Raw genomic sequence first — 11,982 nt, forward strand, 5'->3', positions numbered from 1 at the left:
TCGGAGAGATATGATCTTGGACGCAGTATTGGATTTCCTTTCAAATGGCCTGACCCATTTCACTGGTTGGGAAGTTTTCTTTTTCACGCTGATCGTGACGCATATTACGATCTGCGGCGTGACCATTTACTTGCACCGCAGTGCGACGCACCGCGGCCTTGATCTGCACCCGATCGCCAGCCACTTCTTCCGCTTCTGGCTGTGGATGACTACGGGTATGGTCACCAAGCAGTGGGTTGCAATTCACCGCAAGCATCACGCCAAATGCGAAACCGAAGACGATCCGCATAGCCCGGTTGTCAAAGGCATCAAGAAGGTGTTCTTTGAAGGCGCGGAGTTGTACCGCGCGGAAGCAAAGAATCAGGAAACTCTCCAGAAGTACGGTTACGGTACGCCGGACGACTGGATCGAACGCAATCTGTATACCAAGCACAGCGCACTGGGCGTTTCCATCATGCTGATTCTGGACGTGCTGCTGTTTGGCGTCGTCGGTCTGGCCGTGTGGGCGGTGCAAATGGCGTGGATCCCGTTTTGGGCCGCAGGTGTGGTCAATGGTATCGGCCACTACTGGGGCTATCGCAACTACGAATGCAATGATGCAGCGACCAATGTCTTCCCGATCGGTATCATCATCGGTGGCGAAGAGTTGCATAACAACCATCATACTTACGGCACGTCGGCCAAGTTTTCGTGCAAGTGGTATGAGATCGATATCGGCTGGATGTATATCCGCATGCTGTCTGCGGTTGGCCTGGCCAAAGTGAAGAAAGTCGCGCCGGAACCAAAATTCGATCGCAGCAAATTGCATCTGGATTTTGATACCTTGCAGTCGGTGATTGCCAATCGCTATGATGTCACGGCAACGTATGCCAAATCGGTACGCCGTATCTGGGCAGAAGAGTTGCAGCATCTGAAAGAGAAAGCCAAGCTTGAATCGCGTTTCCTGCGTTCCAGCCGCAAGCTGTTGCATCGTGAGCCAAGCCAGTTGCAAGAGCCGCATAAAGAGCAACTGACAACCTTGTTCCAGCACAGCGCGCAGCTCAAGACCATGCATGAAATGCGTGTGGAACTGGGCAGCCTGTGGGAGCGTTCGCATGCAAGCCGTGATCAGTTGCTGCAACAGTTGCAGGACTGGTGCGCCCGTGCAGAGTCGTCTGGTATTTCCGCTCTGCGTGATTTCTCGCTGCGTCTGCGCAGTTACGCCTGACCGAAACTGGCCGTGAGGCCGATGATAAAAAAGCCGATACGTCTGTATCGGCTTTTTTGTTTTGATGATCAGTAGCGCTTGGTCAGTGTCATTTCATCGCCATCACGGCGCATTTCCATCCGTTTGAGAAAAGACATGCCGAGCAGCGTGAACGGCAGCCCGACTTCCTGCACGACACCATCGACCTGGTTGACGCTGATGTCACCAATCTTGACGTTATTCAGAACGACCTGATAAGCCGTGGTCACGCCATTGGCCGTATTGACCAGCACCGGCTTGCCACTGCGGTAATTGATGCCGAGCCGTTGAGCTTCGTTTGCCGGAATGGCAATCATGGACGCGCCCGTATCGACCAGCATGCGCATGGTGTCGCCATTGATCTGTCCTTGTGCGATGAACTGACCACGTGCATCGGCACGCAGTGTCACGCTACCGTTTCCAGATGGTGCGACCCGATTGACATGGGCGCCGATGTCGATGCGTTGTCTTTTGCCGTTCGTGTCAAAGGTTGCCGTGGTCTGACTCACCTCGATCAATTTGATGCCGCCGACCACTTCACTGCCGACCGAATACGTTTTTGGCAGCTTGCCATCGATGACCAGAACGGCCTTGCCGGGAAACAGACCGACCACACTGATATCGGCTGCGTGAAGCAGCGGGCTGCATACAAGTAGAAATGCAGTGGCAAGCGGCAGTTTCTTCATGGTCGGCGAAGGTCAGGACAGAGATGAGTAATCTGACTGTTGATCCGGAAGGGCCGGTAGATCAGTCACGGAAGTTGTTGAACTCCAGAGGCAGGTCGGCAACTTCCTTGCGCAGCAAGGCCATGGCTGCTTGCAGATCGTCGCGTTTGGCACCGGTAACGCGAACGGCATCGCCCTGAATACTGGCTTGTACTTTCATCTTGCTGTCCTTGATGACGCGCACGATCTTCTTGGCGGTTTCCGTCTCGATACCATTCTTGATCTTGATGACCTGCTTGACTTTGTCGCCGCCGATTTTTTCGATCTTGCCGCGATCAAGGAAACGCACATCGACGTTACGCTTGGTCAGCTTGCCGGTCAGCACATCAATGACCTGATTCAACTGGAATTCTGAATCTGCAAATACCGTCAGATCGCGGTCCTTCTGTTCGACGCGGGCATCACTGCCCTTGAAATCGAAGCGGGTGCCGATTTCCTTGCTTGCCTGATCGACGGCATTTTTGACTTCAACCATGTTGGCTTCGGATACGGTATCAAATGAGGGCATGCTGTTCTCCTGAATAACTTTGTTCAGCGCGCATTTTAGCCTGCCGATCACCGCATGGACACCGAATCCGTCCAAAACACGGTGCCGGAAAGCAAGCAGGGTAACGATAAATGCAGGCGCGGCCTATAATGACGGGCTATGAAACTCTCTTTTGAATCGGCGAAATCGTTGGTATCCCTGAACACTTTCGGGATTGCGGCTCGTGCCGAGCAATTTGCCGTCCTGCATGACCGTGCACAAATTCCCGACCTGATTGCGGCCTGTCAGGCCCATGGCGGCGCATTCTTTCTTGGTGGTGGAAGCAATATTCTGCTGACGCGCGATGTGCCGGGACTGACGGTGCAGGTCGCTCTACGAGGTATTCAGATTGATCGCAGTAGTGAAGAGGGCATTCGTGTAACGGCGGCAGCTGGTGAAAACTGGCATGCATTCGTCATGGCATTACTGGAGCAGGATGTTCCCGGATTGGAAAATCTGGCGCTGATTCCGGGCACGGTTGGCGCGGCACCCATACAGAATATCGGGGCGTATGGACTGGAAGTCTGTGAACGCATCGAGTCGGTCGAAGTACTGGACTGGCAGACTGGCGTTATCAGCCATATGTCTGCGCAGGCGTGTCATTTTGCCTATCGTGAAAGCGTGTTCAAACGTCATCCGGGACAGTGGCTGGTGTTGTCTGTCACCTTTCTATGTCCGCATCCGGCGCAATGGCAGGGAATAACCAGCTATCGTGAACTGGCTGATGCGTTGAAACCATCGGCTGAAGAGGGCGCTGCAGTGTCGGCCAGACAGATTGCGGACGCCGTGATTGCGATTCGTTCGCGCAAATTGCCGGATCCACGTCTTATTGGCAATGCGGGCAGTTTTTTCAAGAATCCAGTCGTGTCACCGCACGAACGCGCCGCATTGCTCGATATCTATCCGAATCTGGTCAACTATCCGCAAGCCGATGGCAGCTTCAAGCTGGCTGCCGGTTGGTTGATTGATCAGTGTGGGTGGAAAGGTCGGCAAGAAGGAGCGGCGGCGGTGCATGCCAATCAGGCACTGGTGCTGATCAATCGCGGTGGTGCGAGCGGGGCTGACATCATGGCGTTGGCGCAGGCGATTCAAGCCGATGTGCATGATCGTTTTGGTGTGACGCTGGAACCGGAACCGGTTTTTGTTTGAGTATGCGATTTCAGGGAAAAATCATCGAGTGGCGCGATGAGCAGGGCTTTGGCTTTATCTCGCAAAATGGCGATTACAAGCGGGTGTTCGTTCACATCAACAATTTTGCCAAGCGTGGCCGGCGACCGGTTCTGAATGATGTTGTCACCTATCGCCTCGGCACGGAAAATGGTCGTGAATGTGCGCAGGATGTGGCATACGCTTCTATGATCGGCAGCGTATCGCACAAACCGCTGGGAAAAGATCGCGGCGACTCCTTGTGGGGCTGGCTGGCTTCGCTGTACGTGAGTGTTGCGGTTGTGTCTGTCGTGATCGGCAGCTTGCCGTGGAATTTTCTCGGCTATCTGGCGGCAATCAATCTGTTGAGTTATTTTGCGTATGCCATCGATAAAAAGGCGGCGCAGAAAGCAGCCTGGCGCACCCCGGAAGCGCGTTTGCATCTGTTTGATCTGATGGGCGGCTGGCCAGCGGGATTGTTTGCGCAAAAGCGCTTGCGCCATAAATCCGGCAAGTCATCATTTCAGACGATGTACAAGATCACGGTACTGCTGCATCTGATGGGCGTGGTGTGGTTGTTCTCTTCTTATGGCAGTGCGGCGCGCGCGCTGCTGATGAGTGGCGCCTGAATATGGGCAGAAAACAAAAAGGGCGACAGCATAGTCTGTCGCCCTTTTTGTTTTCTGCGACGATCCATCAGTCGAAGTAATTCAGTCCCATTGCTGCATTGACTTCGGACAGCGTCTGCGCAGCGACGGCGCGCGCGCGCTCGGTACCCCGTTTGAGCATGGCCAGCACTTCGCCTTTGTCTTTGGAGAATTCTTCACGACGTGTGCGGATTGGTTCGATCATGGCTTGCAATTGTGCTTCCAGACGACGCTTGACGACGCTGTCGCCCAGACCGCCACGACGATAATGCGCCTTCAGTCCTTCCAGTTCATCCTTGTTCGGATCGAATGCATCGAGGAAGGAGAACACGACGTTGCCTTCCACCTGACCCGGATCTTCGACGCGCAGATGGTTGGGATCGGTGTACATATTGTTCACGGCTTTCTTGATCTCGGCTGGGGTGGCACCCAGCGGGATCGAGTTACCGAGCGACTTACTCATCTTTGCCTTGCCATCGATACCAGGCAAACGGCTGGTCGCTGACAACAGCTCCTTGCATTCGACCAGAATATCCTTGCCGACCACATTGTTGAAGCGACGTACGAGTTCATTCGTCTGTTCGATCATCGGCAACTGGTCGTTTCCGACCGGGACCAGAACAGCCTTGAAGGCGGTGATATCGGCAGCCTGGCTGACGGGGTAGGTCAGGAAGCCGGCAGGAATATCACGCTCGAAACCACGCAGACGAATTTCTTCCTTGATGGTTGGATTGCGTTCCAGCCGCGACACCGTCACCAGATTCAGCAGTACCATCGACAATTCATACAGTTCGCGAATTTGTGACTGGATGAAGATGGTGGATTTTTCCGGATCGATACCAACAGCCAGATAGTCAAGCGCAACTTCCATCACGTTTTCGGTCACGCGCTGGTGACGGCCAACGTTATCGGTCATGGCCTGTGTATCAGCCAGCAGGATGAACTGCTGCGCCGTGTGTTGCAGCTCGACGCGTGACTTCAGCGAGCCGATATAGTGACCGAGATGCAAGGGACCGGTCGGGCGATCGCCGGTCAGAACGATAGGACGGGAAGGGGTGCTTGACGAAGAGGCATTCAGGGACATGGTTACTCCGTGGTATTCGGAAGATCGCCAGTCCTGACTGACATCAAAAAACAATGCCGCCAGGACTGGCGGCATCACGTTTTATGAAACTGTGTGAAAACGGGCCGCCTTGGTCAGGCGCGCCACCAACGATAATCTGAAAATGGGATTCCGCTTTGCATGGCGGGCAGTATAGCATCAAGCCGTCGCCGATTTCCCGCACTGACCATGAAAAAAGCCCGGCAGCAAGCCGGGCTTCGCTAAAGTGTTGCCGGCATCGATCAGACGAAGTGGCAAACGTAGTCCAGCGTTTCAATGGTTTCGATATCGAAACTCGAATTGGCTGGCACATTGAACTGCTGGCCACCTTCATAGGTTTGCCATTCGGTTTCACCCGCCAGAAGAATACGGCATTTGCCCGCATTCAGTTCCATGATTTCTGCTGCGCCGGTATTGAATTTCAGCTTGGATGGGAAAATCACGCCGATGGTTTTCTTGGTGCCGTCTGCGAACAGCACACTGTGCGAGACACATTTGCCATCGAAGTAGATGTTGGCTTTTTTGACGACGGAAACGTTATCGAATTGAGTAGTCATGGTTGTCGAATCAATGAGGGTGAATTATTTGTCGCTGTCTTTTGCGATACGTGGCAGTGCAACGGAGGTGTTGCCGGTCAGCAGGCCGACATCGCTGTAGATGCCAAGCTTGTGACGCGTATCGGTGATGTCCAGATTGCGCATGGTCAGCTGGCCGATACGATCGGCTGGCGAGAATGGTGCATCCTCGACCTTTTCCATCGACAGACGTTCTGGGGCGTAGGTCAGGTTCTTCGATTCGGTATTGAGGATCGAATAGTCGTTGCCGCGACGCAGCTCCAGCGTGACTTCACCCGTGATTGCGCGTGCAACCCAGCGTTGCGCTGCTTCGCGCAGCATGATGGCTTGCGGATCGAACCAGCGGCCCTGATACAGCAGACGACCGAGCTTGCGGCCGCTTTCGCGATACTGCTCGATGGTGTCTTCGTTGTGAATGCCGGTCAACAGACGCTCGTAGGCGATGAACAGCAAGGCCAGACCGGGAGCTTCATAGATGCCGCGGCTCTTGGCTTCGATGATGCGGTTTTCGATCTGATCGCTCATGCCAAGGCCGTGACGGCCACCGATGCGGTTGGCTTCCAGAATCAGGTCGGTCATGGTGGCAAAGGTTTGCCCATTCAATGCGACCGGACGACCTTCTTCGAAACGGATCGTGACTTCTTCACGTTTGATTTCGACATCATCGCGCCAGAATGCCACGCCCATGATCGGTTGCACGATCTTGATGCCCGTGTTCAGGAATTCCAGATCCTTGGCTTCGTGCGTTGCACCGAGCATGTTGGAATCGGTGGAGTAAGCCTTCTCGACCGACATCTTGTAGTCGAAGCCCGACTTGATCAGGAACTCGGACATTTCCTTGCGGCCGCCGAGTTCGTTGATGAAGGTGTCATCCAGCCATGGTTTGTAGATACGCAGGGCAGGATTGATCAACAGGCCGTAGCGATAGAAGCGCTCGATGTCGTTGCCTTTGAAAGTCGAGCCATCGCCCCAGATGTCGACATTGTCTTCCTTCATCGCAGCAACCAGCATGGTGCCGGTAACGGCGCGGCCCAAAGGGGTGGTGTTGAAATATGTTTGACCAGCCGTCGTGATGTGGAACGCACCGCTTTGCAGTGCAGCGATCCCTTCGGCGGCGAGTTGTTCGCGGCAATCGATCAGGCGTGCATCTTCTGCACCATATTGCTTGGCTTTCTTTGGAATCGCATCGTAATCGGCTTCATCCGGTTGTCCCAGATTGGCGGTGTAGGCGTAAGGAATCGCGCCTTTCTGACGCATCCAGTGCAGTGCAGCGCTGGTATCGAGACCGCCAGAAAAGGCGATGCCCACTTTTTGATTGACGGGAACGGATTGGAGAATGGTGGACATGGTTTCTGCTTCGCTGCGTGAAATAAGTGTGTATTGGGTGAAACGAAATGGGGGTCAGTCGAGTTTGCCGAGAACAAGATACTCGAGCAATGCCTTTTGTACGTGCAGTCTGTTTTCGGCTTCATCCCAGACGACCGATTGCGGACCATCGATGACTTCTGCCGAGACTTCTTCCCCGCGATGCGCGGGCAGGCAATGCATGAACAGGGCATCCGGTTGCGCGCGCTGCATTTTCTCCGCATCGACTATCCAGCCCTTGAATGCTTTCAGACGTGCCGCATTCTCTTCTTCAAATCCCATGCTGGTCCAGACATCGGTCGTGACCAGATGCGCACCCTGGCAGGCGTCGGAAGGTGAATTGAACAGCGTGTAATGCGTGTTGTTTTCAGCGACCAGCGTAGGGTCGATTTCGTAGCGTTTCGGGGTAGAAACGTTTACGTGGAAGCCGAACACCTGCGCGGCCTGCAGCCATGAATACAGCATGTTGTTGGCATCGCCGACCCATGCCACGGTCTTGCCCTTGATCGAACCGCGATGTTCGATATAGGTAAAGACATCGGCCAGTACCTGACAAGGATGATGTTCATTGGTCAGGCCGTTGATCACCGGCACGCGCGAATTGGCGGCGAAACGCTCGATGATTTCCTGACCGAAGGTACGGATCATGATGACGTCGCACATGCGTGACATGACTTGTGCGGCATCTTCTACCGGCTCGCCACGGCCGAGCTGGCTGTCACGCGTGTTCAGGTAGATGGCGGCACCACCAAGCTGGTGCATGCCCGCCTCAAACGAAAGGCGCGTACGGGTAGAATTTTTTTCGAACACCATCACCAGCGTGCGGTCCGCCAGCGTGTGATGCGGTTCGTAATTCTTGAATTTTCGTTTGATGACGTGGGTACGTGCAATGACGTATTCGAGTTCTTCCAGCGTCAGATCGGAAAACTGCAGAAAATGTTTGATTGCCATAATTAAAAACGGCGGCTAGGTTGGCGCCTGCCGCCGGTTGTGATAACTGCTTAAATTATAAGGGATTTTTCACTGAAAGCCACTCAAAACCGGACATTTCCTCTGAGCAGGCAGGGTTGTTCGCCCTGAAGTCAGTAGAGTTTTTGCGAGGATTCATGCAAAAGCTGCAGATACAAGGCGTGGCGCATCGGGTGGATGTCGCCGGTTTCCACGGCGAGTCGGATCGCACAATCCGGCTCGCTGACGTGATGGCAGTTGTAGAACTTGCAGCCACCCAAACGGGGGCGAAACTCCGGGAAGGCGCGTTCCAGCATGCCTTCGGTCAGATGATAAAGACCAAATTCCTGAAAGCCAGGAGAGTCGATGATCGCCGTTTTTTCATCAATCTGATACAGGCGCGTAAAGGTTGTGGTGTGCTTGCCGGTATCGAGCGCGGCGGAGATTTCGCGTACGGCAATATCGGCGTCCGGCACGATCAGGTTGATGATGGATGACTTGCCCATGCCGGATTGGCCGATCAGGATGGTGCGGTGACCTTGCAATAATGGTGTCAGGGTGTCGCGTGTCTGATCCGGCTGTTCCTGTGCCGATACTTCATGCACGGGATAGCCCAGCCGTGCATACAAGGCCACACGCTCACGGGTGCGTGCCAGATTCTCCGAGACATCGATCTTGTTGAGGATCAGATGCGCCTGGACGCCAGCCGCTTCGGCTGCGACCAAGGCTCGCGAGACCAGATCGTCGGTAAAGCTCGGTTCGGTGGCAACGACGATGAACAGCTGGTCGACATTGGCTGCGAGCAGTTTGGAACGGTATTGATCGGAGCGGTACAACAGTGTCTCGCGTTCGACGATGGCTTCGATCACACCCTGATTGTCGGATGTCTGCTTGACCTCGACACGGTCACCGACAGCGACATCGCTTTTCTTGCCGCGTGTGACACATTGCCATTTTTCCTGTCCTGCCTGTACCAGATAATGGCGGCCGTGCGCCGCAATGACGGTGCCCTGCATGGTTGTCATGAATTAGGCCGCTTGCTGGTAAATGGCATCAATGCGCGCGGCGCAGATGAAATCGTTGTCGGACAGGCCGCCTTTGCCATCATTGACGGAGTGCGTGTTGTAACGCACGACGCAACGGTTGTAGGTGACGGTCAGTTCGGGATGGTGGTCTTGCTCGTGAATCATGGGGGCAATCGCGTTGACGAACGCCAGCGTAGCGACGTAGTCAGGAAAGGAAAAGGTCCGGGTGATGGATTGATGATCGCGTTGCCAGCCATCCAGTAACGGTAGCAGTGCCGTGACTTGCGCATCGGACAGTGCATCCTGTTGAGGCGTGCACTGTCGTTCGCGCAGTGTTGCTGTGCTGGTCATGCAGCGCCGCCCGCAAGGAGGCGGTTGATGCGGACGCTGGCCGGCGGATGCGAATCATAAAACGCGGAATGCAGCGGGTCAGGCGTCAGCGTCGATGCATTGTCTTCATACAGTTTGACCAGCGCCGAAACAAGATCCTGCGAATTGGTATGCCGGGCTGCAAAGGCATCGGCTTCAAACTCGTGCTTGCGCGAGCCGAGCGACGTCAGCGGCGACAGCAGGAACGAGAATACCGGCAGGATCAGCGCAAACAGCAACAGCGCCATGGCATCGTTGCTGGCATTGAGCATCGGCTCAACGCCCAGCCCCGTATAGAACCATGTTTGCGTTTTCAGATAGCCGAGCAGAGCAAGAAAGACGAGTGAAGCCGCAAACATCATCACGATGCGTTTGACGATGTGCTTGAGTTTGAAGTGGCCCAGTTCATGTGCCAGTACGGCTTCGATTTCATGTGGTGCCAGACGTTCGAGCAGCGTGTCAAAGAACACAATGCGCTTGGCTGCACCAAAGCCGGAGAAATAGGCATTGCCATGTGCGCTGCGACGCGAACCGTCCATCACAAACAGACCACTGGCGGAGAAGCCGGTACGCTTCATCAGATTTTCGATGCGCGTTTTCAGGCTTTCATCTTCCAGCGGTTTGAACTTATTGAAAAGCGGTGCAATGAAGAGCGGTACCAATACCAGCATCAGTAATTGAAAACCGCACCAGACAAACCATGCATACAGCCACCACAATGCACCAGCTTTGTCCATCAGCAGCAAAGTGATCCAGACCAGACCGAGGCCGAGCGCCAGCGAGATGAGCGTGCTCTTGATCATGTCCGTAAAGAACAGGGCAGGCGACATGCGATTGAAGCCGAAAGCAGCTTCCAGACGGAACTGGCGGAAGTAATCGAACGGCAACTCGATCAGGCCTGAGATGACGGCAAACGCCAATACCAGCGCAAGCTGATAGCGGATGCCCGGTCCAAAGATATCCAGCGAAGTACTGGACAGCCATTGCAGGCCGCCCATCAGGGTAAAGCCGATCAGGACCGCAGCATTGAGCAGCACGACAAACAGCGCGAATTTGGTTTTGGCGACGGTGTAATCGGCGGCACGCTGATGTGCTTCAAGCGGGATACGGCCCGCAAACTGCGCGGGCACCGCGGCGCGATTCTGCTGAATATGGCGAATATGTCGCGATGCCAGCCAGAATCGAACGACGATGCTGAGAAGCAGAAAGCCGACGAACAAAACGGTAAAAGCAAATGATGTCATTCTTTTCCTGTGAGAAAATGGCGGCTTGAACGGCTATTACTGACTTACGGAAATCAATTATGTCACAAGCGAATGAATCGGCATCCATCACGCCATTGCGTCCCAATGAATTCAATCTGGTCTGGGTCGATATGGAAATGACAGGACTTGATCCTGACAAAGATCGCATTATTGAAGTTGCCGTTGTGGTGACTGATTCGGAGCTCAACATTATTGGCGAAGGCCCGGTATTTGCGATCCATCAGCCGGATGAAATCATGGACGGCATGGATGCCTGGAACAAGGGCACACACGGTCGCTCGGGCTTGATCGATCGCGTGAAAAACTCAACGGTCAGCGAAGCCGATGCGGAAGCTGCCCTGATCGAATTCTTGAAAAAGTATGTGCCGGCCGGCAAGTCGCCGATGTGTGGCAATACGATTTGTCAGGATCGTCGCTTCATGGCACGTGGCATGCCAAAGCTGGAAGCATTTTTCCACTATCGCAATCTCGATGTGTCGACCCTCAAGGAGCTGTGCAAGCGCTGGAAGCCGGAACTGGCATCGGGCTTTAAGAAGCACCAGAAGCATACGGCCCTGGCCGACATCATCGAATCAATCGAAGAGTTGCGATACTACCGCGAACATTTCATCAAAGAATAACGCGTGTATTCGGTCGAGTAACTTTGCTGTTAGATCGCCGTGATCGGCAGCATGGTTTCTGATATTCGGCCAATGAGTACGAGACGAAGGCCACTGTGACCACATCCACAGTGGCCTTTTTCATCGCGGCAATGACGTGCGCTAGCGTAAGCTTCTTCGGTGCAGAACTGCTCCCAGTTGTCTTCCGATGTTGATGACACAGGATCCTTCTTGGCCAGTTTCGCGATGACAGCTTGCGATCCATGTTCTGCCGGATACCGGCTGTCATGCGCGTCCGAGCTTGAACACGCTGACAACCTGCGACAGATTTGATGCCTGACTTTGTAATGACGCCGCAGCGGCAGCCGCTTCTTCTACCAGCGCTGCATTTTGCTGGGTCACCGTATCCATCTGCATCACCGCCTGATTGATCTGCTCGATGCCATCGGTCTGCTCCTGACTTGC

General features: G+C 54.4%; 13 protein-coding genes and 1 pseudogene. 4 read left to right on the top strand and 10 right to left on the bottom strand.

What is annotated here, in order from left to right; genetic code table 11:
• Positions 1 to 10: 10 nt before the first annotated feature.
• Positions 11 to 1,207, top strand: a complete 1,197-nt coding sequence (locus IEV29_RS13470) for a DesA family fatty acid desaturase (RefSeq protein WP_188381787.1) — start codon at positions 11 to 13, stop codon at positions 1,205 to 1,207.
• A gap of 68 nt (positions 1,208 to 1,275) precedes the next feature.
• Here IEV29_RS13470 and IEV29_RS13475 read toward each other — a convergent pair whose 3' ends face one another.
• The gene (locus IEV29_RS13475) at positions 1,276 to 1,911 is read right to left on the bottom strand and encodes a retropepsin-like aspartic protease family protein (RefSeq protein ID WP_188381788.1); all 636 of its coding nucleotides are present in this window, start codon (positions 1,909 to 1,911) and stop codon (positions 1,276 to 1,278) included.
• A 61-nt stretch (positions 1,912 to 1,972) separates the two neighbouring features.
• On the bottom strand, positions 1,973 to 2,458 hold the full coding sequence (locus IEV29_RS13480; protein WP_188381789.1) for a YajQ family cyclic di-GMP-binding protein: 486 nt from the start codon (positions 2,456 to 2,458) through the stop codon (positions 1,973 to 1,975).
• Positions 2,459 to 2,596: 138 nt separating this feature from the next.
• Between IEV29_RS13480 and murB the strand changes: the two genes are divergently transcribed.
• Positions 2,597 to 3,625: a UDP-N-acetylmuramate dehydrogenase gene (murB, locus tag IEV29_RS13485; protein ID WP_188381790.1), complete on the top strand. Its 1,029-nt coding sequence runs from the start codon at positions 2,597 to 2,599 to the stop codon at positions 3,623 to 3,625.
• Positions 3,626 to 3,627: 2 nt separating this feature from the next.
• Positions 3,628 to 4,251, top strand: a complete 624-nt coding sequence (locus IEV29_RS13490; protein WP_229726416.1) for a DUF1294 domain-containing protein — start codon at positions 3,628 to 3,630, stop codon at positions 4,249 to 4,251.
• A 67-nt stretch (positions 4,252 to 4,318) separates the two neighbouring features.
• Here the strand turns inward: IEV29_RS13490 and trpS are convergent, their stop codons facing one another.
• From trpS to IEV29_RS13525, 7 genes are all read right to left on the bottom strand, one after another.
• A complete protein-coding gene (gene trpS / locus IEV29_RS13495; protein WP_188381792.1) occupies positions 4,319 to 5,353 on the bottom strand; it encodes a tryptophan--tRNA ligase in 1,035 nt (344 codons plus the stop codon).
• Between the two features lie 260 nt (positions 5,354 to 5,613).
• Positions 5,614 to 5,928 carry a pyrimidine/purine nucleoside phosphorylase gene (ppnP, locus tag IEV29_RS13500; RefSeq protein ID WP_188381793.1) on the bottom strand — a complete coding sequence of 105 codons (315 nt, stop codon included), beginning with the start codon at positions 5,926 to 5,928 and terminating at the stop codon, positions 5,614 to 5,616.
• A 24-nt stretch (positions 5,929 to 5,952) separates the two neighbouring features.
• The gene (gene argG, locus IEV29_RS13505; protein WP_188381794.1) at positions 5,953 to 7,293 is read right to left on the bottom strand and encodes an argininosuccinate synthase; all 1,341 of its coding nucleotides are present in this window, start codon (positions 7,291 to 7,293) and stop codon (positions 5,953 to 5,955) included.
• 54 nt (positions 7,294 to 7,347) lie between these two features.
• Positions 7,348 to 8,262, bottom strand: a complete 915-nt coding sequence (gene argF, locus IEV29_RS13510) for an ornithine carbamoyltransferase (RefSeq protein WP_188381795.1) — start codon at positions 8,260 to 8,262, stop codon at positions 7,348 to 7,350.
• Between the two features lie 131 nt (positions 8,263 to 8,393).
• Positions 8,394 to 9,284: a ribosome small subunit-dependent GTPase A gene (rsgA, locus tag IEV29_RS13515; RefSeq protein ID WP_188381796.1), complete on the bottom strand. Its 891-nt coding sequence runs from the start codon at positions 9,282 to 9,284 to the stop codon at positions 8,394 to 8,396.
• Positions 9,285 to 9,287: 3 nt separating this feature from the next.
• Positions 9,288 to 9,635, bottom strand: a complete 348-nt coding sequence (locus IEV29_RS13520; protein ID WP_188381797.1) for a 4a-hydroxytetrahydrobiopterin dehydratase — start codon at positions 9,633 to 9,635, stop codon at positions 9,288 to 9,290.
• Positions 9,632 to 10,897 carry a M48 family metallopeptidase gene (locus IEV29_RS13525; protein ID WP_188381798.1) on the bottom strand — a complete coding sequence of 422 codons (1,266 nt, stop codon included), beginning with the start codon at positions 10,895 to 10,897 and terminating at the stop codon, positions 9,632 to 9,634. Before IEV29_RS13525 ends, IEV29_RS13520 begins: the two co-directional genes overlap by 4 nt.
• A 59-nt stretch (positions 10,898 to 10,956) precedes the next feature.
• Here IEV29_RS13525 and orn point away from each other — a divergent pair, with 59 nt between their 5' ends.
• On the top strand, positions 10,957 to 11,538 hold the full coding sequence (gene orn / locus IEV29_RS13530; RefSeq protein ID WP_188381799.1) for an oligoribonuclease: 582 nt from the start codon (positions 10,957 to 10,959) through the stop codon (positions 11,536 to 11,538).
• Positions 11,539 to 11,802: 264 nt separating this feature from the next.
• Here the strand turns inward: orn and IEV29_RS13535 are convergent.
• Positions 11,803 to 11,982 (bottom strand): annotated as a pseudogene (locus IEV29_RS13535) (methyl-accepting chemotaxis protein); the annotation flags it as partial.

The organism is Oxalicibacterium faecigallinarum (genome assembly GCF_014635705.1).
Classification (GTDB): Bacteria; Pseudomonadota; Gammaproteobacteria; order Burkholderiales; family Burkholderiaceae_D; genus Oxalicibacterium; species Oxalicibacterium faecigallinarum.